Annotated in this window: 20 protein-coding genes and 1 pseudogene; 16 read left to right on the top strand and 5 right to left on the bottom strand. The window is 34.3% G+C overall.

Annotated elements, in window-relative coordinates; all coding sequences use genetic code 11:
* Positions 1–17 precede the first annotated feature (17 nt).
* Both OO013_RS05190 and alr read left to right on the top strand, forming a co-directional pair.
* The gene (locus OO013_RS05190) at positions 18–2,012 is read left to right on the top strand and encodes a hypothetical protein (RefSeq protein WP_266055623.1); all 1,995 of its coding nucleotides are present in this window, start codon (positions 18–20) and stop codon (positions 2,010–2,012) included.
* The gene (gene alr, locus OO013_RS05185; RefSeq protein WP_266055622.1) at positions 2,006–3,172 is read left to right on the top strand and encodes an alanine racemase; all 1,167 of its coding nucleotides are present in this window, start codon (positions 2,006–2,008) and stop codon (positions 3,170–3,172) included. Before OO013_RS05190 ends, alr begins: the two co-directional genes overlap by 7 nt.
* Positions 3,173–3,220: 48 nt before the next feature.
* On the opposite strand, the gene OO013_RS05180 is transcribed toward alr, so the two are convergent.
* Entirely contained in the window at positions 3,221–5,917 is a 2,697-nt protein-coding gene (locus OO013_RS05180; RefSeq protein WP_266055621.1) for a DEAD/DEAH box helicase family protein, read from the bottom strand.
* A 130-nt stretch (positions 5,918–6,047) separates the two neighbouring features.
* On the opposite strand from OO013_RS05180, the gene OO013_RS05175 reads away from it, so the two are divergent.
* Positions 6,048–6,734, top strand: a complete 687-nt coding sequence (locus tag OO013_RS05175) for a Yip1 family protein (RefSeq protein ID WP_266055620.1) — start codon at positions 6,048–6,050, stop codon at positions 6,732–6,734.
* Positions 6,735–6,776: 42 nt separating this feature from the next.
* On the opposite strand, the gene OO013_RS05170 is transcribed toward OO013_RS05175, so the two are convergent.
* The gene (locus tag OO013_RS05170; protein ID WP_266055619.1) at positions 6,777–7,403 is read right to left on the bottom strand and encodes a DedA family protein; all 627 of its coding nucleotides are present in this window, start codon (positions 7,401–7,403) and stop codon (positions 6,777–6,779) included.
* A 278-nt stretch (positions 7,404–7,681) separates the two neighbouring features.
* On the opposite strand from OO013_RS05170, the gene OO013_RS05165 reads away from it, so the two are divergent.
* The 13 genes from OO013_RS05165 (at position 7,682) to OO013_RS05105 (ending at position 19,113) form a co-directional block, all read left to right on the top strand.
* A complete protein-coding gene (locus OO013_RS05165) occupies positions 7,682–8,263 on the top strand; it encodes a DNA polymerase ligase N-terminal domain-containing protein (RefSeq protein ID WP_266055618.1) in 582 nt (193 codons plus the stop codon).
* A 3-nt stretch (positions 8,264–8,266) separates the two neighbouring features.
* On the top strand, positions 8,267–9,250 hold the full coding sequence (gene ligD / locus OO013_RS05160; RefSeq protein WP_266055617.1) for a non-homologous end-joining DNA ligase: 984 nt from the start codon (positions 8,267–8,269) through the stop codon (positions 9,248–9,250).
* Positions 9,247–10,140 carry a non-homologous end-joining DNA ligase gene (gene ligD, locus OO013_RS05155; RefSeq protein ID WP_266055616.1) on the top strand — a complete coding sequence of 298 codons (894 nt, stop codon included), beginning with the start codon at positions 9,247–9,249 and terminating at the stop codon, positions 10,138–10,140. Before ligD (OO013_RS05160) ends, ligD (OO013_RS05155) begins: the two co-directional genes overlap by 4 nt.
* A gap of 8 nt (positions 10,141–10,148) precedes the next feature.
* Positions 10,149–10,658 (top strand): YceI family protein, encoded by a 510-nt coding sequence (locus tag OO013_RS05150; protein ID WP_266055615.1) that lies wholly within the window; start codon positions 10,149–10,151, stop codon positions 10,656–10,658.
* 76 nt (positions 10,659–10,734) lie between these two features.
* On the top strand, positions 10,735–11,037 hold the full coding sequence (locus tag OO013_RS05145; RefSeq protein ID WP_266055614.1) for a hypothetical protein: 303 nt from the start codon (positions 10,735–10,737) through the stop codon (positions 11,035–11,037).
* 76 nt (positions 11,038–11,113) lie between these two features.
* On the top strand, positions 11,114–11,710 hold the full coding sequence (locus OO013_RS05140) for a hypothetical protein (protein ID WP_266055613.1): 597 nt from the start codon (positions 11,114–11,116) through the stop codon (positions 11,708–11,710).
* Positions 11,707–12,348, top strand: a complete 642-nt coding sequence (locus OO013_RS05135) for a hypothetical protein (RefSeq protein WP_266055612.1) — start codon at positions 11,707–11,709, stop codon at positions 12,346–12,348. Before OO013_RS05140 ends, OO013_RS05135 begins: the two co-directional genes overlap by 4 nt.
* A 19-nt stretch (positions 12,349–12,367) precedes the next feature.
* Positions 12,368–13,117 (top strand): DUF5995 family protein, encoded by a 750-nt coding sequence (locus tag OO013_RS05130; RefSeq protein WP_266055611.1) that lies wholly within the window; start codon positions 12,368–12,370, stop codon positions 13,115–13,117.
* A 73-nt stretch (positions 13,118–13,190) separates the two neighbouring features.
* The gene (locus OO013_RS05125; protein ID WP_266055610.1) at positions 13,191–14,039 is read left to right on the top strand and encodes a zinc-dependent peptidase; all 849 of its coding nucleotides are present in this window, start codon (positions 13,191–13,193) and stop codon (positions 14,037–14,039) included.
* Between the two features lie 184 nt (positions 14,040–14,223).
* Positions 14,224–14,796, top strand: coding sequence for a hypothetical protein (locus tag OO013_RS05120; protein WP_266055609.1), 573 nt, complete (start codon positions 14,224–14,226; stop codon positions 14,794–14,796).
* Between the two features lie 106 nt (positions 14,797–14,902).
* On the top strand, positions 14,903–15,451 hold the full coding sequence (locus OO013_RS05115) for a methylated-DNA--[protein]-cysteine S-methyltransferase (protein WP_266055608.1): 549 nt from the start codon (positions 14,903–14,905) through the stop codon (positions 15,449–15,451).
* Positions 15,452–15,600: 149 nt separating this feature from the next.
* Positions 15,601–16,236, top strand: coding sequence for a hypothetical protein (locus tag OO013_RS05110; protein ID WP_266055607.1), 636 nt, complete (start codon positions 15,601–15,603; stop codon positions 16,234–16,236).
* A gap of 51 nt (positions 16,237–16,287) precedes the next feature.
* A complete protein-coding gene (locus OO013_RS05105; protein ID WP_266055606.1) occupies positions 16,288–19,113 on the top strand; it encodes a CHAT domain-containing protein in 2,826 nt (941 codons plus the stop codon).
* On the opposite strand, the gene OO013_RS05100 is transcribed toward OO013_RS05105, so the two are convergent.
* The 3 genes and pseudogenes from OO013_RS05100 to OO013_RS20250 form a co-directional block, all read right to left on the bottom strand.
* Complete coding sequence (locus OO013_RS05100; RefSeq protein WP_266055605.1) at positions 19,100–19,819, bottom strand: tetratricopeptide repeat protein; 720 nt, start codon at positions 19,817–19,819, stop codon at positions 19,100–19,102. The two genes, OO013_RS05105 and OO013_RS05100, sit on opposite strands and share 14 nt — an antisense overlap.
* Complete coding sequence (locus OO013_RS05095) at positions 19,812–20,372, bottom strand: RNA polymerase sigma factor (protein WP_266055604.1); 561 nt, start codon at positions 20,370–20,372, stop codon at positions 19,812–19,814. The genes OO013_RS05100 and OO013_RS05095 overlap by 8 nt, the downstream gene beginning before the upstream one ends.
* A gap of 324 nt (positions 20,373–20,696) precedes the next feature.
* Positions 20,697–20,888: pseudogene (locus tag OO013_RS20250) on the bottom strand (BspA family leucine-rich repeat surface protein); the annotation flags it as partial.
* Between the last annotated feature and the right edge of the window lie 241 nt (positions 20,889–21,129).

Below are 21,129 nucleotides of genomic sequence, written 5' to 3'. Positions count from 1 at the left end.
TGTGAAGAAGGAAGATAATGGACGAACAACTGATTACTAAACACCAGCATCATAAAATTAATGAGCTTTTTACCGAATTCAGTGAGGCCACAAACCTCACCAGACCGGATAAAGCAAATAAACTAATGGCACAGATCGACATGATGATCGATACCGAACAAGGTATCGAATACGTCTATGATATGATCGATGACCTGACTAAAGAAGGATTATTTCTGGATTCCCCCTGGTCAGATCCCTCAAAACTGGTTGCAACATTAGTTAATGGGACTCTTAAAAGCGGGCATCCAAACTCAACGATAGAAATACTCAGTGAATTAAGGTTACTGGCAATTGCAAAAGGCAAGATCAACAATGCCACTGTCAACAGAGATGAGGCTGAGAATTATATCCAGGAAGTGATCGTTTCAAACCTTGAATTTGTTTTTAATGAACCACTGGAAGAAACAAGGCTTACCATGAGTGATCATGAACTTTTAAAAGTTCACTCATTCTTTAAGTTTGTTTCTGATAGAATCCATCTTGATGGTGTAAAAATGAAGCTTGCTGAAGAACTCACTCTTATTTGTGAGCAACGACCAGTGGTGACGGAAAAACAGCGAAAGATCATCGAATTAATTAAGGAGAAGATCGATCTTGATCCGGAAAAATCTGAAGATGCCAAATTATACAAGTTTCAGCGTTCGATCTACTCCCCAACTAACAATTCCAAAGGCAAGTCGATTGATGAATACAATGAGTTTCTGAATGACTTAAGTGATGAAGAACTTAAAGATGAAGCTAAGGAAATGGGTCGATCAATGAATGAATTCGGCCTTGTCAGCAGACATCATGCTGTACTATTGCTCCATATTTTAGCTAATAATCATTTCCACCTGGTTCCTCCGTGCCTGGGATTAAATCCGGTCGGCAAAGCAAAATGGAATGAGTATTCCAGCTCATTATCGAGTATAATAATGCAAACTGTCCATCCATATAATACTCAATGTATTTACGGGTTGGCAAAAATGCTTGAAAAAGGAATTATTTCCAGGGAGGCAGTCAGATCTGGTCTCTTCAACCTGGCGACGATCAAAATACATCCAAAGGTTGAAGATCGTATAATCAAATCTACCCGGTCACCACATAAAGACGTTACTGCCAGACAATACCTGATTGGAGCGTTGTTCAGAATACTTGGTCAGCCTTTGGGAGTTGGCCAGGGCAACAACCCAACTTGCCAGAGTGCAAGAGGAATAAGCATGTGGAGTGAACATGCGCCGGCAAAACTGATCAATATGATCCAGACAGCTGCAGTTCACAATGACTTGATGTTTAGATTTGAAGGTCACGAGATAAAAGCTTCATTAACAGGTAAAGGACTAGTACAGAAATTAGACCACAATCTCGATGCAGTATCAGTTACGCTAGTACCGATGCTGGATAAAATATATAATGAAATGATGCTTCGTGCTTCCGGAAGAGGTGAAGACCCGCACAAATGGGTTAACCCTGCTCTTTACGGACAGTGGATCCAGATCGGCTTTGCCTCGGCCTATGATTATCTGACAAATGCAATTGTGGATTTTGATGGTTTTGTCAGAGTATTTTATTCAATGGCTCATCCGGAATATAATGGTGGACATCGATTGATCTATCCAAACCCTGTAGGTATATTCATTACATCAAACAAAGGTGAAATGCTTGGCTTCCATGCAGTTTCACTTTTAAGAGTCGAAAAAGCACCAAATGGTATCATGCGAGCATATTTTCTAAATCCTAATAATGAAGGCCGACAAGATTGGGGTCAGGAAATAAAACCTTCCGTATTTGGAAATGGTGAACTACATGGCGAATCCTCACTTCCTATCCACGAATTTGCTGCCCGTACTTATGCATTTCATTTCAATAGTCTTGAAGTGCACAGTAAGATGGAATTAATACCCTCTGCTGAGGTAAGAAAAGTAAAACAACTGGCTCAGGAAAGCTGGGGTCAGGCATATAATTGGTTAGACACTAAAAAACAATGGTGAAAAAGGTAAAACACTCTTCAAGAATACATTTAAAACAATCTGCGTATAAAGCAAATTTAAATTTTATAAGAAAGAAAATAGGAGATCATCCTGTTTTCTCCTCCGTAGTAAAAGCCAATGCCTACGGACATGGTATTGAAACATTTGTACCGATGGCAGAAAAATGTGGTGTCAGACATTTTTCTGTTGCCTCTTCATTTGAAGCCGAAGAGGTATTGAGCGTTTGTAAGGAGGATACTCATATCATGATTATGGGTATTATTTATGAGGAAGACATTCCATGGGCTGTTGATCATGATATCGAGTTTTTTGTATACAACTACGACAGGCTACCTGTTGCATTGGAAGCTGCAAAAAAAGTAGGTAAACCAGCTAAAGTCCATATTGAAGTAGAAACGGGTGCAAACCGTACGGGCATGCAATCACAGGAATTCCCAAAAGCATTGAGATATCTTAAGAAGCACCCTGAACATCTGATATTCCAGGGATTGTGCACTCATTTTGGAGGAGCGGAAAGCTTTTCCAATCAGTTTAAGATCGACATGCAGCATAAGCGTTATAAGGAATTCCTCAAGATCTGCAAAAAAGAAAAAATTGAACCTAAAGTCAGACACATTGCTTGCTCAGCTGCGGCACTTGCAATGCCAGACACAGTATATGATATGGTGAGAGTTGGAGTAGCTCAATATGGTTTCTGGCCAAGTCCGGATATTTACTATCATCATTTACAAGAAGTAAACAAGACTTCAGACTCTGCGCTAAAAAGAATATTCACCTGGAAAACAGACATCATGGATATTCGTGATGTGAAAGAAGGTGAGTTCATTGGTTACGGTACTGCCTATCAGGCGACACATAAAATGACCATAGCAGTAATGCCTCTTGGGTATTCTAATGGGTATCCCAGGGCACTATCAAACCGTGGGCAAGTACTGATTCACGGCAAAAAAGCACCAATCGTTGGCTTGATTAATATGAACTTATTCATGGTTGATATATCACACATTCCAAATGTAAAAGTGGGTGATGAAGTAGTATTAATCGGAAGACAAAAAAATAATGTGATTAACGTATCAAGTTTTACAAATACCACTCAACTTCTTAATAATGAGATGTTGAGTCGACTGCCGGCAGCAATACCACGGACCGTGGTTAAGTGATTACCTGGCTAACCAATAAAGGCTGAGATCAAATCTCAGCCTTTAGTTTTATTTCCAGATGTTTACGTGTTCAATTCTTTCATCGAGCAGGTTAACCGATAAGGAGTTTACCCTGGCCTTTAATAACAATTTTCTGCCTTTGGGATTCCTTGTATAGATCAATTGACTCTTACCTACATATTTTCGCCATTGGTCAAAAAATATTTGAGCATCCTTTTTTCTTCTTCCAAGTTCTTCGGGTACATTATGATAATCTATCTGTTCATATAACCCTTTGAATTTTCCTTCCCTTATAATCAGGTAACGAGGATTATCAATTCTACTTAGTATCTCTTGTATAGAATTAATAAATGCTGAACTTTCAAAAGCTGTACCGCCTTCAATGTGACAATAAATACCCCCGAATTCATCCTTACTAGTTTCAACTTTTATGTCATCAATATTAGTTTTAATAATACCGGTTTTACTCATAGTATTCACCAGGGCAACTCCAATACGATCGAGATCTTTTTCTATATCTCTATATTTCAGATATAATAATAAGGCATTTATCGCACGGGTTCCAAAAAATAAGATTCCCAGACTAATGATAATGGTTATTCCCCATATTAACACCCCTTGATTCGGAACCTTGTTCAATATCCTTGCAAATAAATTAAGTGAGAACTCGAGATAAGCCAAAACAGAGGCCCCGAGAGCTCCCGTGAAATTACGGATAGTATTTCTAAAATAAAGTGTGCGGTCTTGTTTATAGTTTCTTTCGTCAGGATAAGGAACGCGTATTTCCTCGACCATCTGAGTGCCATCCTTCAATGAAGAAATCCATTTTGCTTTCAATCCCTTTCTATTTGCTGCACGATTAAATGAATTTTCGTTGTACTTCTCAACATCTTTGATATTTGTAATGGGCTCGGGAAATTCCAATCGGTCGAATCCATTCTTTATTTTTCCGTTTCCGTCAAAAGAAACTCCGACAAAACTTCTGAACCTCCTTTTCATCAGATCAATATCACTTCCTCCATCCTTAACCGTAGGATCAACACATGCCAGGTGCCATATATTACTGGTCTTCTCCGGATCCTTCTTACAAGTCCTGATCGCACGCCCTCTCATTTGGTTTGACAAGACAAATGATCCGACAAAACTTGCAAGGATTAATGAATTTATGGCCGGAGCATCCCAACCTTCACCCAATAAAGATTTTGTTCCAATAAGGATATTGACGTGGCCTTCTTCAAAAAGCCGGGTTATGATTGTTACTAAACGATGCTTCACCCCTTCAGAAAGGTTTAGTTCAAGATAACTTCGATCATAAGATAAAGGATTAAAAGCAAGTTCATTGAGCTTATAATCAAAAGCTATTTCTATTAATCTTTCCTTTGCTGATTCGGGGATTATAACCAGTGAACCGGTAAGAACTCCGAGTTTTTTATTTTTATCTCCCTGTCTTCTCAATGTTTCGAAGACTGGAATTACTCCTATTTTATTTAACTCAATGGCATTTTCATCTGAATCAACCAAAAACTCTTTTCTTATATAATCACATAAGATTACTTGCCTTAAATCACCCTGAAGATTATCATACTCAAAATCGGCAATTCGCTTAATTCCTTCCAGTTTGCTAATACTTGAGGAAAGTGACTTTTTTATCTCATCATTATCAGAAAAACTAACCTTACTGTGGCTTAAGGCTCCTGATTTACGCAATTGCTTTTCAACTGATTGTTGATTTTCTTCATACCTGCTAAATATAACTCTGTTTTTAAACAGATAATTTTCGAGAACTATTTCTACCCAATATTCATTCAATACCGGAATATGATATTCCTTGTTCCCAACAATTTCTAAATGTTCTTTTGGCACTTCCTTCTTATTACCATACAGATAGATTAGAGTAGCAGAATAAAATTCGATATTTGAATAGATCCATTCATAATGAAGCTCAGGTTCCTTCCACCAATTGCTATTTTCAAGTGCTTCAATAATTGTCTGGTCATGCTTCAGATGCTGATAAACAGAACGAATATTATGACGTATCTTTTCAATTTTATTTCTCTCATCCAGCTTTGGAATTGTTGCCAAAACATAATCCTGATGTGGACATAAGTCTCCTGCATTGATAAGTTCAGGTACAAAAATTTCTGCATCGACTGGCCCATTGAGCTCCAGGTACCTTTGCCATTCACTATAAGATACATCATATGGAGGAGTAGCTGTTAATCCCACAATGACCGGATTGATACTATCTTTCAAATCCATCAAGGATTTCCACCATTCGTTTTTGAGATGGTGAGCTTCATCAACGACAAAGGTGCCTACTCCTATTCCTTTTAATTTAGAGATGATTTCTTCTGCTTCTTCCTTGTCCTTCCAAACAGAATGAATACTTTGATAGGTAGTTACAGTTAGAAATTCCGGATTGCGAATATCCGTTGATATCCAGTCTGGAACCCGATTTTTCTGAAGAAACAATTCACAAAAACGAGTAATCCATTGATTCTTTATTGCAATGGTTGGGGCAAGAATCAATGTTGGTCTATTTAACCTTAACATTACCTCCAATCCTAAGACGGTCTTCCCGGAGCCGGGAGGGGCTACAATATGTAAATGATCATCAGAGAGATGATCTTCCAACTGCTCCAAAACCCGCCTTTGGTAATCTCTCCAGGGATATTTAAACTTTATACCTGCATGAAATTCAGATAATTCATTAGGTGATTCCTTCTGATTGGTAGCCTTTTCCATAAAAACTTAAAAAAATGACCTCAAATATGAAGCAAGTGAAAATTCATGGCAAGATAGCTACCCACTTTCATTAAATGAAAAAAAATATTACCTTCGGATCATCATTTTTTAAACATCTATTTTTTCAACTATGAATAATGATAACATCACCCTTGATGAAAACTTAGTTAGCAGTAAAAGAGAAGTAGCTAACCTATCGGATTCAGATATCTTTAAAAAAATATGGACCAAGCCCAGAATGGTTATGGAGTTCATTGATAAGAATGAATATGATAAATGGCTGTTTCCTATTCTTATAATTCTGGGGATTAATACTACGCTAGGCAACTTTATTGATAATGACTTTGGAGGAATATTTACTAATCCGGCTGTTTCCATAACCTTTGGATTAATAATAGGAGCTTTACTGGGATGGATATCTTATTACATTTTTGCGGCAATTTTAAAAATCTCAGGATCATGGCTTGGAGGCGAAGCAACTACTTACGAACTACTGAGAACAACAACATATGCAGTAATTCCAACCTTGATTACAGCTATCTTATCGTTAGCCTTTCAAGTCTTATCTTTAATGGAGTGGGGAGAATTTTTAGCCAATTATACTCAGCTGATTGTATTCATAGCAGCTGTATTTGTAATTATTGCTATAGTATTATTTATCTGGTCGATAGTTAATATTATTGTAGGAATTTCGGTTACTCAAAATTTCTCTATAGGGAGATCAATAGCTAATTTCTTTCTGGCTATTATGATGATATTAATACCTATTGCCTTCTTTATTTATTATCTGGTTTGGACAAAAGTCCAATATCTATAAAAGTTAAAAAAGAACTTATTCTAACAATTAGAAGGATTCTGATCATTCAGAATCCTTTTTCTTTTTCTTTTTCTTTGACCTGAAATACTTAACTACTACAGGTGAGATCAGTAACAAAACAAGCGCAGGCAAAATATACCCAAGATAATCTTGTATAGAAGGGAATTGACCTCCAAGGAAATATCCCAGCAATACCAGTGCAGATATATATATTGTTACTCCAATAACCACATAAAGTAAAAAGTATTTTGACCTGATCCTTCCTGCACCACTTAGCAAGGGGTTCATGGTTCTTATTACAGGCACAAAGCGTCCTAAAATTAAAGCCATTGCACCTTTATCCTTATAAAACTCTTCTGCTCTCTCTAGATATCGTTTTTTAAAGTACCACCGGTCATCCATTTTATATAATCTTGGACCAAGTTTCCTTCCTATAAAATAGCCGGTCATATCCCCTAAACACGCACTAACAATCAAAATTGGGATAATCCAATATACACTAATGTCAAACACACCGGTGGAAGCAAGAACACCGGTAGTAAATATCAATGTCTCACCTCCAGGTACAACCAGCCCAATCAAAAAGCCGGTTTCGACGTAGGTCAAACCAATTACAATTGCAAGCCCACCCCATTGGATAAGCTCTTCATTATTAAATATATCTGGCATATATATTACCTGATTTTAAGAGCTAAATTTATTATATTTATATAGTTCACAATATGAACTTGAAAACTGAATTCGCCCTGATTTCTAAGATTCATATAAGATGATTCTAATGAACAAATGAAATCATTAACCAAAGCAATTCTTAACAGTTTTGGTATCTGAATTATAGTAAACTGCCATATAAATCAGATATATACAAGTTTCGTAACTTAAAAACTAAACTTCAAAGGAGTTCAGATTTATCATTATTCTACATCATCTATTTAAATTATTCGATTATGGGAAAAGAAAAAGATGATCTCAAAAATTATAAAGAAAAGAGAAATACCAAAAAATCCGGTGAGCCTGAGGCAAAAAAATCAAAATCCGATAAAAATCGCTTTTCTTTCCAAAAACACGATGCCCAAAACTTGCATTATGACTTTAGATTAGAATGCGACGGGGTACTAAAATCCTGGGCTATTCCTAAGGGACCATCAACTGACACAAGTGAAAAACGACTGGCTATTCGAACAGAAGATCACCCCGTAGATTACATTCATTTTGAAGGCAAGATCCCTGAAGGCGAATACGGAGCCGGACCAGTTCTTTTATGGGACAAAGGAACATATAAGAACATCACCGAAAAAGATGATGAAATCAAGGACTTAAAAAAAGCAATTGAAGACGGACATTTCATGGTAGATCTTGATGGTGAAAAGATAAAAGGCGGATATGCTTTTACCAGAACTGATAAAGATGAAGGCCAATGGCTAATGGTAAAAATGGATGATGATAAAGCAGATGCCAGAAGAAACCCAACAAGCACAGAACCTGAATCGGTCAAATCAGGGAAGAAAATTGAAGATATTGACGATTAAGAAATGGACCTTTCAGAAGAACAAAAAGAAAAAGTTAAGAAAAAAAAGCAGCCTGACTGGATGGAGCCTTCACTGGCGAAACTAACAGAGGATTATTTTTCCGATCCAGACTGGATCTATGAGCGAAAGCTGGATGGGGTAAGATGTCTGGTCTTTAAAAAAGGTAAAAATGTAAAGCTATTATCCCGTAACAAAAAAAGCCAAAATGAAATCTACCCGGAGATCGTCGAAGCTATTAAAAAAATAAAAACGGATTTTATCGCAGATGGTGAGGTTGTAACTTTCAAAAACGATATTTCCAGTTTTTCAAAACTACAGGCAAGGATAAATAATAAAAACCCCTCTGAGAATCTAATGAAGAAAGTCCCGGTTTATTACTATCTGTTTGACCTGATGTATTTCGATGATGCGGATATTACCAGTCTTGACCTCAGAACCCGGAAGAAGATCTTATCTGATAAAATCTCATTTGAAGATCCAGTCCGCTATTGCACTCACATTAACGAAGATGGAGAAAAGTACCTTGAGGAAGCGTGTGGCAAAGGCTGGGAAGGTATTATAGCCAAAAACGCAACCAAACCCTATCTGCATAGCCGAACAAGTAATTGGTTAAAATTCAAATGTGACAAACGACAAGAATTTGTAATAGGCGGATATACTGACCCACAAGGAGAAAGAGTTGGTTTCGGAGCCCTTCTGATCGGATTTTATGACGACAATAAGTTGAAATATGCCGGAAAGGTCGGAACAGGGTATAGTGATAAACAGCTTGAAGAAATGGAAAGTAAAATGAGCAAAAAAGAAAGGAAAACTTCACCTTTTGACGAGGATATCGATGATAAAGGTGTTCATTTTATAACTCCGGAAATGGTTGCTGAGATCGGTTTTACTGAGTGGACCACTGACAATAAACTCAGGCATCCAAGATTTATTGGATTGCGAAAAGACAAAGATCCAAAAACAGTAAAAAAAGAAACTCCAGCATGAAAATTTCAGGTCATAATATTGATATCAGTAATACCGAAAAAGTATTCTATAAAAAAGAAAAATTCACAAAAGGAGATGTTATAGAATATTACAAGGATATGTCAGAATATATCCTACCCTATTTGAAAGACCGGCCATTAATGCTTCAACGATTTCCTGATGGCATTGATAAGGATGGCTTTTATCAAAAAGAAGCATCTGATTATTTTCCAAATTGGATAAAAACCAAATCTCTGAAAAAAGAAGATGGAAAAGTAAACCATGTCATTTGCAATGATAAAGCAACGCTTGTCTATCTTGCTAACCAGGGAACGATAACCTTCCATGGATGGCTGAGTACCATTGAAAAAATCAAAAATCCTGATAAACTGGTAATTGATCTTGATCCCCCATCCTCTGATTTTGAAATCGTAAGAGAGGCTGCCTTTTTAATAAAGGGCACACTGGAAAAAATGGATGTTACTTCATTTGTGAATACGACAGGATCATCAGGAGTCCATGTAGTAATAATGCTTGATGGAAAAAGTGACTTTGATCAGAGTAGGGAATTTGCCAAAAACCTGGGTGAATACTTAAGTGAGCAACATTCTGATGTGTTCACAACAGCCACTAGAAAAGAAAAAAGAAATGGCAAGCTATATTTTGACATCCAAAGAAATGCATATGGTCAAACTGCTGTTACTCCATATAGCCTGAGGCCAATTGAAAATGCCCCGATTGCCACTCCGCTGGACTGGAATGAATTAAAAGACAAAAGCATTAATTCCCGAAGCTATGATCTGACTAACATTAAACGAAGGCTTTCTAAAAAGGAAGATCCATGGAAGGGAGCACGGAGAAGTTCATATGGAATTAATTCACTTTCTGATCGATTGAAAAAACTCAAATAAGAATAACCATGAAATACATAGTTGATACTAATGAAAGTACTATATACTGGGAAGGAAGAAATGAAAAAATGACCAATAAAGGAAAAGTAGATCTACATTCAGGAGAAATAATAATCAATGAAAAAGGTCAAATTGAAGATGCTTTACTTACTATTGATCTGACTACTATTAAAGTGACTAGCGACAATCTTGATAAGGAAGACAAAGAGAAGTTGATCAACCATCTGAATTCCCCGGATTTTTTCTATACAGAAAACCACAAAATGATCAATTTTAAAATGACTGAAGCCAGTATAGATCATGGTTCAGGTCTTATCAAAGGAGTTGCGACTTTAAAAGAAGCGAGTTTTGACATGACCATCCCATGCCGGGTTTTTAAAGAAAATAATTCTTTTGTTGCCGAAGGAGAGTTTGAGCTGGCGAAAATATCCCAGCCCATGCATAAATATCTTGGTGAGGATTATGACGATGATACTCCGGGCACTAAAATAATTTACCATGTAAAAGCAAAATCATAGTTCAAATAATATTAATGTAATTGTCAGTTAAGAAAGTTTATAATATTTTACGAAAAGGAAATCAAAATTATCAACTATGGGAGGATTTGGCTCAATGGATGCTGCAAACAAGTCCATTAAAAACAACAGAAGTTTATTAAGGAAGAACAGCGCATGGGATAAAATTAAGAACTACAACTCAGCACTAAGAAACAAACGAAGTAAATTCACGGATAAAACAGCAACCCATTCACAGCTTTCTGAAATTAGAGAACGATCATTAAGAGAGAACAAGAGACAAATCAAAAAAACAGTTATAAAATTAATCTTAGTTGGAACAGCCATAATAATCGCCTGGTGGCTTTTGACAGAAAATATAATCGAGAAACATAATTTTTGAAATTACTTTGGATATCTAGATAATTTGCACTTATTTAGAATCATTCTTAATTATTTTTTATCAACTATTTTTAATAATGAAATCTAATCTACATAAGCCTCTGGTTATTACCATTTTGAGCTTATTTTTCTTTCTGTCTAATGCCCAGATTCAACTTTCAGGCGGATTAACATTTTCAAAATTGTTAGTTAATTCTGAAAATTTGGAAACCAAAATGAGAACAGGCTATTTTACTGGTGTCTCCTATCGATATAAACCAGAGCCACTTAAATCCCTGTCTTTTTCCGGTGGGTTTATTTTTTCCAGAAGGAAGCATATAATTGAACAGCCATTTCTTGAAAAAAGATATTATGGGGATTCCTTTTTGACTATCCCCATTATAATATATTATGATATTACACCCTGGCTACTAATTAATGCTGGTTATGAATTTGGAACTATTTTAGAATCTGACTTCAGTGAAAAAGAATATAGAAACAGGGCAAATGCTATTTTATTTGGATTAAATTTTTTGCAAAACAAGAAAGTATCTCCTTTTATAAGAAGTGGATTTAATCCATCTGGCAGGCTTGAGTATCAAACCTTTGATGACTTTGGTAATAAGACAGGTACTACATCTGAATTTAAAAATTTTTATATCCTAACAGGCTTAATTTTCAACTTACTGCAATGAAAACCCTTCAAAAAATAATATATATATATCCAGTTTTACTATTGCTTTTAACATCTTCATGTCGAGAACCCATATTTATATTCGACCCGGGACTACCTGGATTACCAATTTATACTCAAAGAGGTAATGATGTAGGAGGTGCTATTTTCAATGAAACTCAAATTTGGAATTCAAAATTATCCGCAAACGGATTATTTCAATATTATGACTACATCCCGATAATATGCGATACGGTCGACAATAAACTTAAAATAAAACTACCCGGATACATTATAAATAGTAGTACTTCAAATTATAATGAAGTAGATATTATATTTGAGATAACCAATAGCAGAGTGAAGTCTTTTGAAGATCTTCTTTTATTAGATCAAACAGAATTTGACTTGGCATCAGCAGAACACAAGGCTTATGTGGATATTGATGCACATGATTTCTATTATGGTAGAGAAGAAGATTTCCAACCCATCAATCAAATCGGGAAGCTTCACATCAGAAAATTATCTGGGATAAATAGATTTATATTGGCAGGAACATTTGGGTTTGAATATGAAGATTCTGTCAATGTAAAACATACCGTGCACCAAGGTAGGTTTGATTATAATTTATCAGATGTTGGCTTCAGGTATGAAGAAAATTAAATCTTTTTAAATTTACAGTATGACCACAATAGATGAGGTAATTAAAGAACTTGATGAGATCATTATTGATTGTCTGAAAAAGTCATCTACCTCAGGCTATTTTGCTGTGCTATATAAAAAAGTTACGGTCAGGGTAAAGGAAGGTATTCGAAATAACTTTTTCGATAACGGAGAGATGATGGAGACCCTTGATGTCATTTTTGCAAAGCGATATATTGATGCATATAAAAACTATGCAGATGGCAATCAGGTAACACATTCGTGGAAACGTAGTTTTGAATTAACAAACGACAATTCTATAACTGTTTTACAGCATATCCTTTCTGGTATAAATGCCCATATTAATCTTGATCTTGGTATAGCAGCCTATGAAACGACCAGAAAAACAAATATCCATGAGCTAAAAAATGATTTCGATCGTATCAATGAAATCTTATCAGACATGGTTCATGAAGTTCAGCATAATCTGACAACCATATGGCCACCTTTAAGATTTATCCTTCAAAAAACAGGCACTGCAGACGATCTGTTAGTAGACTTTAGTATGGAGTTGGCAAGAGACGGGGCCTGGGAATTTGCCGTTCTTTTGGCAGACAATAAAGAACCTGCCATTCCAAACCTGATAGAAGAAAGGGATCGAAAAGTATCAGATAAAATTAAGCTCATATCACCCTCAGGCTTTGCCCTTAAACTGATATTTAATCTTATAAGTATTTTTGAAAAAGGATCAGTACCGGATAAAATTAATTCATTAAAAGAAGAGCTTTAAAGGTTTTTTTTATGCCAATAAATTTATTTTTGAGACTTGTATAATATTTTTTCAAACAGGGATTTATTTATTAATGTCAGATACTTTTGAATTTATTATTATAGCCCTACTGGTAGTAATTTTTATTGTTGTACCGGTAATCTTGTTGTTTGCTATGATCTTTAGTGTTATCAGATCCATTCTAATTTACTTTTTTCCTCCATTAATAAATCTATTTCTATTATTTTTCAAACTACCGGAAAACAGACTAGCAATTTTAGAGAAGTATTTTAAATACTACAACGACTTACCAGACGAAAGACTAAAAGAAGAATTCAGGCGAAGAGTTCAACGGTTTATAACACTTAAACAATTTATTCCACGAGGTGGATTATCAGAAGTTAGTGAGGAAATGAAGGTTTTAATCGCTGCCTCGGCTATTCAGATATCATTCGGTTATCCATCTGTTTATTTTAAACATTTTTCGCGAATACTTATTTACCCCGATAATTATTATTCAACTATCACGGGTAATTACCACAAAGGAGAAGTCAATTTAAGAGGGCTTATAGTCCTTTCCTGGAAAAATTTTGTGGAAGGATACATGAATCATACTGATGGTATTAATTTGGGAATCCACGAAATGGCTCATGCATTAAAGTTTGAAAATAAAATTGTAAACAAGGAATATAATTATATACCTGAAGAGGCTATAAGGAGATTTAAATACATAGCATTACGCGAAATGGCATTGTTAAAAAAAATAGACTCACACCTGTTTAGAGGATATGCATCAACTAATTATCACGAATTTTTTGCTGTTTCTATAGAAATATTTTTTGAGAAGCCTTTAGAGTTGTTTGAATTTGACAGGGATTTATACTTTGCTGTTGCGCACCTTTTAAATCAGGACATTCTAAATGGCAGATTCCGAATAACTTAATCCATTTTCAAATATTATTTTTCGAAGTCAACATAATAATTTTATAAGAAAATTACCTCTTGATTAAAGTATTCATAAAAAAAACATTCTTTTATTCCCATTTCATTATAGATTACTAGCTATCTAAATAAAGATCCAGACTTTTTTAATAAGTATTTAATTTTTTATTCAAAACAATAAAACTATGAATCTTTCAAAATTATTACCAGTATTTTTTCTTTCGCTAATCATTTTTTCATCATGTTCTGATGATGAAGCAGGTGCTACTATTCAACCTGAAGCTGCTCCTGGTGAATGGAAATTACAAGATTTAGACTATGCAAGTGAATTATATATTTCTACTGTAGATGCTGAATCAGGACAAACTGTAGAAAGCAAATTTGCTGATGTAACTGGTGAATTAAAAGAAAGTACCATGTTCATTACTTTTGATGACCAGACTGATCCGAATACCTGTTCAGCTACCGGATCGTATACATTAACTCTAACAACTAAAGTGGCAGGTATAACAATGGATACATCTGATGAAACATTTACTTCTTTTGAAGGCTTACTCAATGAGTGGAGAATTGAAGGAAATAAAATAATTTTCACAAGTCTGGATGGCTCTGAAACAGAGGGTACTATTAATAAATTGACAGAAACCGAATTTATAATACAGACATCTATGGAAAATGAAGGTGATTTTTTAGGAGACGGATCAACTGCAAGAACTGTTGTTGACCTCACATTATATTTGACTAAAAATCCTGCATAATTTTTATAAAGAAAATAGATAAGGGGATAGATTTTTCTATCCCCTTTTTTTATTCAATTTTTATTCTAATTATATTTAATTAATAGCTCCTAATGAATATCATATAATGATAACCATTCGTACATATGAATCTCCTGCAGGTCAACTTTTAATTGGTTCATATAGTAATCAATTGTGTCTTCTTGATTGGAAATACCGAAGAATGAGAAATGCAATTGATAAAAGAATTAAAAATTATTTTAATGCAGAATTTAAAGAAGGAAATTCTGAAATAATTGAAAATACCATTTCTCAACTAAACGAATACTTCACTGGTAAAAGAAGAGCATTTGATATCCCTATCATATATGCAGGCACAGATTTCCAAAAATCTGTCTGGAAACAATTACTGAATATTCCTTACGGCAAAATAATAACTTATTCTAATCTCGCGGATCAATTAAAAAATCCCGGTTCAATTAGAGCAGTCGGAACGGCTAATGGTGCTAATGCAATCTCAATAATTGTCCCTTGTCATCGTGTAATTGGTAAAAATGGTGAACTTGTCGGATACGCAGGTGGATTACAAGTAAAAAAAGAGCTGTTAAAATTGGAAGGGATTATTACTGATCAACAAATATCATTATTCAATGAGCAAAACACATCTTTTTTATAATTTTTCTAATATTTTATAACACATTTCTGTAAAACGGTTCTGTTTTTCATATATTGTGTCACCCATATATCGATAGTAATACATTTTTCTCAATCAATCTGTTAACCATTTAAATCTTCAACCATTAAAGGGTAAAAGATAAAGAAACCATGAAAAATTTAATCTTACTATCTAAAGCGATGCTATTAATATTGATTGTAGCATGCTCAAACACAGAAACCATTGATTCTATAACACCAGGTCTTAATCTGAAAAGTGCAACGGGTGCATCAGAAAACCTGGTTAAAAGGGAAGCCCCAGAAACTTTTGAGTGGTTTATTCATGAGCAATATCTTAACAACGAATTGTACAGACTTCGGGAAAAAGAAGCTCAATTACTGGAAGAAATTGAAAATGGGAATGAAAATGCTGTCCCTCAGTTGGAAGCAGTACAGGAAGCAATTGCTTTAAATGAAAATTATCTCGATTATGTAGCAATAAAGATCGATCCTCTGCCTCCTCCACCAAAACCAAACCCATGTGAATACGGAAATTGCCCGATTGATGTGCTTATTGAACATGTTTTTAGTGCGACTGAAGAACAGGGTGAAATCAGCTTTTCCATCGTAAATAATGACAATGAATCTATAGGTGAGGTAACTGATGTATATGAGTCTGAAGAACCATACCGGATTAATTATGTTTACGAAAGTGGTACTGTAGGGGAATTCACTTTAAGAATAACCAAGTATTTTGAACCTGCCGATGGTGAAATAACCTACGAAATTCCTGTTATTGTTAATTAATTTTGTCAATTATTAATTCATTTGCCCTTATTTTCATAAGGGCTTTTCTTCATGAAAAAGGTTTTTTTCTTTATTCTTTATCTTTCTTTTTTTTCAAATGTGGTCCTTTCTCAAACCACCGATGAAAAGGTTCGCACTAATTTTTATAAAGGTTATAATTACATATATACAGATTATGACAGTGCTACACATTATTTTTTGACAGCTCTTGAAATTGCTCAGGAGGCAGGTGATATTGAAACCCAAATGCAGATTTTAGAATATTTAATCTTCACATCAGGTTATCACTATCAACTTGAACGATACTTCATTTATTTAAACATTAATAGAGGACTGCTAAATTCTGCTAATCCGGATTCCTTAACTACTGACTTAAAAATCTATCGACAAAATCAGCTTTTAAATGAAGGCAATTATTACTATAAGATCAAAGAGTATGAAAAATCGAAACTTTCTTTCCAAAAACTATATGATGACATTTCCAACCAAAAATCAGATAGTCTGAATAGACAGTCAGGAGAGACACTATTGAGTACATGCAATTTTCTGGCATCGATCTATAAAAACACCGGGAAATACGAATTATCTGATCAGTATTACAAAAAAGCAATAATGCTGATTCAGAATAACCCTGAAATAGTGAAAAATGAAGAAGTTTCTATTGCAGCCACCAAATTACTAATTGCCCAGCTTTATGTTGAAATGGGGAAATTTGACCAGGCAAATAATTTATTTGATGAAGTCATTTCAATATATAAAAACATCTACCGGGATAAAAAGATGTTTAAGAATAACCTTATAACAGCCTATGACAAAACTGCTGATAATTATTTAAAACAAAAAAAATTTCAAAAGGCACTTGATTATTTACAACAAAGTGAAAAAATCTTAATTGACAAGGATCCTTTTTACAAGAAAATTTTAATGATATATGGTGATATTTATGCTGAACTCAATCAGGATAAAAAAGCATTAGATTTCTATAAAGAAGCATTAAGCAAATACATCCAATATCACGATGGGAAGAATCATCAGGATATTTCATTAATTCATTTGAAAATAGCCAAATATCACTTAAAAAGATATGAGACCGCAAATGGACTTGAGTCAATCAATGAGGCATTAAAGACTATTACCATAAATTCAAATAATAACAATTCCTTACCTAACCCGGGTAATGTATATAGCAAACGGCTATATCTCGAGCTTTTAGAAGTCAGAACACGACTGCTTTTCTCTAATTATATAAACAACAATGACCAGAAATCACTCAGACAAGCCAGGGAAACAGCAGAAATTATCTTTGAAACATTTGATCTGTTAAAAAAAGAGTTCGACAATAAAGTTGACAAACAATACCTGGTTAATCATGCCTTACCAATATTTCATGCAATTATCGAATTGGGATATTCAGGATACAACAATGAAAAAGATAACTCTTATCTGGATCTGGCTTTTACAGCTTCAGAAAAAAGTAAAGATCTCATATTGCTCGATGCAATCAGACAAACCCGGGCAATAAGATATTCTCAGGTTCCTGAAAAAGTGATCAATAAAGAATCAATTTACAGACAGGAAATATTAACTCTGGAAAAAAATCTATTTGAAGAAAGATCAGAAAAGAAAATTTCCCTAATTAACTCTCAATTAAATGAAGTTAAGCTGAAATACTATGATTATCTGGATAGTTTAAGAAATCATTATCCTCGCTATTATGATTTAAAATTTAATACTTCGGTGATAAATATTGAAAAGGTCCAAAAGGAATTATTAGATGAAGATTCAGAAATGATCTATTTTGTTCTTACCGAAGATCATATTTTTAGATTCACCATTAATAAAAAAGCTGTTGATTTTGATAAAACTGTGCTTAATAAAGATTTTACCCAAAAAGTAAAAGAGTTGTATTCATATTTAACCTCTCCATCTTCTGAAGGCTTAACTTCTTATGAAACAAAATTAATTGAAGAAATCAGCCAGCTTCTTTTGCCAGAGAAAATCAATAAAGACAGATTGATAATAGTAAGGGATGGGATTTTAAATTATATACCCTTTGAAGTGTTAAAAAAGAACGATTATGGCATTTTATTAAATAATCACAGTGTTAGTTATTCGAATTCTGCTACTTCATTGTATACCCTTAAAAAAACCAACCTGAATAAAAAAGATAATAAGATATTGGCTTTCGCACCTTCATTTAAATACGAGATGGATGGATTCGTACCATTAATTTATAATGAAGAAGAGATAGAAAAGATAAGCCAATTCTTTCCGACAACTCTTTATACAGGTAACGATGCAGATCTACCAAATTTCTACTCCAATGTAAATAATTATCAGATTATACATTTTGCTACTCATGCATCAGCAAATGATATATATCCGGATTATAGTTATCTGGCATTTAGTAAAAATGATAGTAGTGAAAACACCCTTTTCATAAAAGACCTTTATAATATGAACCTCGAAGTCGAAATGGCTACACTTAGCGCTTGTCAGACCGGAATTGGTAAATTGGAAAAAGGCGAAGGAATGATTAGTCTTTCTAAAGGCTTTTATTATGCCGGAGTACGGTCCCTGGTAAATTCTCTATGGAAAATTAATGACAGGTCAACTTCGAAAATAATGGAATATTTTTACGAAGAACTCGAAGATGGAAAAACTAAAGATCTTGCTTTGAGAAATGCTAAATTAAGGTACCTCGACTCTACATCCGACCCAGCCTTAAAACATCCCTATTACTGGGCTGCTTTTGTATCCTCAGGAAATCAAAAAGAAATAACAGACAAAGTACCATGGTATGCTTATATTTTTGCTGCAACAATCTTTCTTATATTTCTTTCTTATATCGCAAAAAAAAGATTCAATCAATCTTAGAAAGCAATTCTTCAGCTTTATATCTATTATAACCATCCAATTCTATTAGATCTTCCAGCGTCCTGACGGTTTTTTCTGTCTCCCCTGTCTTCAGATAGGCAAGAGAAAGATACCACATAGCCCTATCCTTTAATTTACCATCAGATTGTATATATTTAATAAAATAATCAATGGCCAGGGGATGATCATCTGTTGACATCAATGTGACACCCAGGTATAGCTGTAAATATGGCTCATTCCGTTCTTTTTCCAGTGTAGTAAAAAGCGCTCTCGCCCTGTTATAATCACCTTCCTCATAGGCTAAAAAGGCCTCTGTTTCGAGATTCTTTATCGATTCACTGCGTTCAATAGGTTGAACAACATTTTCATATGGAGCATAATATGCAGTATAAAGTTCATCTGGATCAGGCTTATCATTCAACACAAAAAACCACAATCCGGTTATAAATATAAAGGCTACTGAAGCAGCTGCTAAATACATCGGCCAGTTAACATTTATGGATTTACCTTCAGGCTTTTCCGAATCAGAAAGCATTTCCTTAATTTGGATTCTTTCAGACTTTTTTAAAGCTAGTTTAAGTTCTTTTCTAAACTCAACCTCTTTGGCAATAGAAGGATCATCATCCATCATTTTCTCAAAATCGGATTCTTCCTCTTTGTTAAGCTCACCAGCCAGGTAACGATCTATTAATTCTTCTTTAATCATGGGATTTGCTTATCATTTCTTTTAATGTTTTGAGGCACCTTGATTTCTGGCTTTTTACCACATTTTTATTTTCATAGCCTTCCTCATTCATTATCTCCTCAATCGTCTGCCCTTTGTAGTAGAAAGCATGCAATACTTTTCTGCATTTTTCACCGAGCTTTTTAAAATGTTTATATAACATTTCCTGATATGGACTCAGTTCCTCTTCCGTTGAAAGATCATCTATCAAATAATGATCCTGGTTATCTAACACATATTCCAGATCATCAGATTGCACTTCTTTTACTGACTTCCTGTTTTTATCGAAAATCATATACTTTCCAATGCTAAACAAATATGTCTTCAAAGAGCATTTAAGTGAATCGATTTTTCCGGATATGGCCTTTTCATATAAAACGATGATTGCATCTTGAAATACATCTTCAATCAAAATATCATCGCTACTATATTTATGAGCAAACCCGACAAAATCATTCTTATTATCGAGGTATAATTCTTTCAAAAGCGTCTTATTACCTGATTTGATCCCGGAAATAATTTCCTTGTCATTCATTAATGGCTACGGTTGATAAAAGTAAACATCATTATAAAAATAAAAATTTATCCTGAGTGATATTAACCTTTTATTAGATTAAACCCAAAAGAGTGTAAATGCAATAAACTCCATTATGAAAAAGCTTAAATGATAGCTTATCTTAATTATCATTCACTAAGGCTTAAAAGGTTTCAAATCAGAGAAATCATCAAAAGAGCCAATAATATTTTATTTTCTAAAAAAATTAAATCCCATGAGGTATAAAAACAAAAAGGCTTCTCACGAGGAGAAGCCTTTTTTACCTTTAAATTATATTTTTAACCTATCAAAATAACCTTTTTATCATTGTTCACAAGTCAAACTCGGTTTCGGAAGAGACCAATTTTGAGCTTCCACTGCGAATTCATTACATTTTATCCCATTACTAACATCCCATGAGGAAATATCCTGATTGAAAGCCCTCGCATCATAAAACATGCCCTGCATGTTTGTAACTTTACTAACATTCCAACCAGAGAGATTTTGATTAAATGACTTTTCTTAAAGAAATAAAGCCTTCTTTAAAGAGATATCAGATATTATCATTTTTGAGAGGTGTGTACATTATAGTTCATTTTCACCACCAGCGCACCCCTTGAATTATACTTTGGTGTAACTCCGATAAAATCACCCCTATTATCAGGATACAATTCTTTCAATATTGTCTTATCATCTTATTTGATCCGTTAAACAGTTCCCTGGAATGTAAAAGGAAAATATCAGTATAAAATAAATT

This window comes from Mangrovivirga halotolerans (assembly GCF_026241165.1).
GTDB lineage: Bacteria > Bacteroidota > Bacteroidia > Cytophagales > Cyclobacteriaceae > Mangrovivirga > Mangrovivirga halotolerans.
The sequence above is the reverse complement of the archived record's forward strand: the minus strand, read 5'-3'. Positions and strand labels throughout refer to the sequence as shown.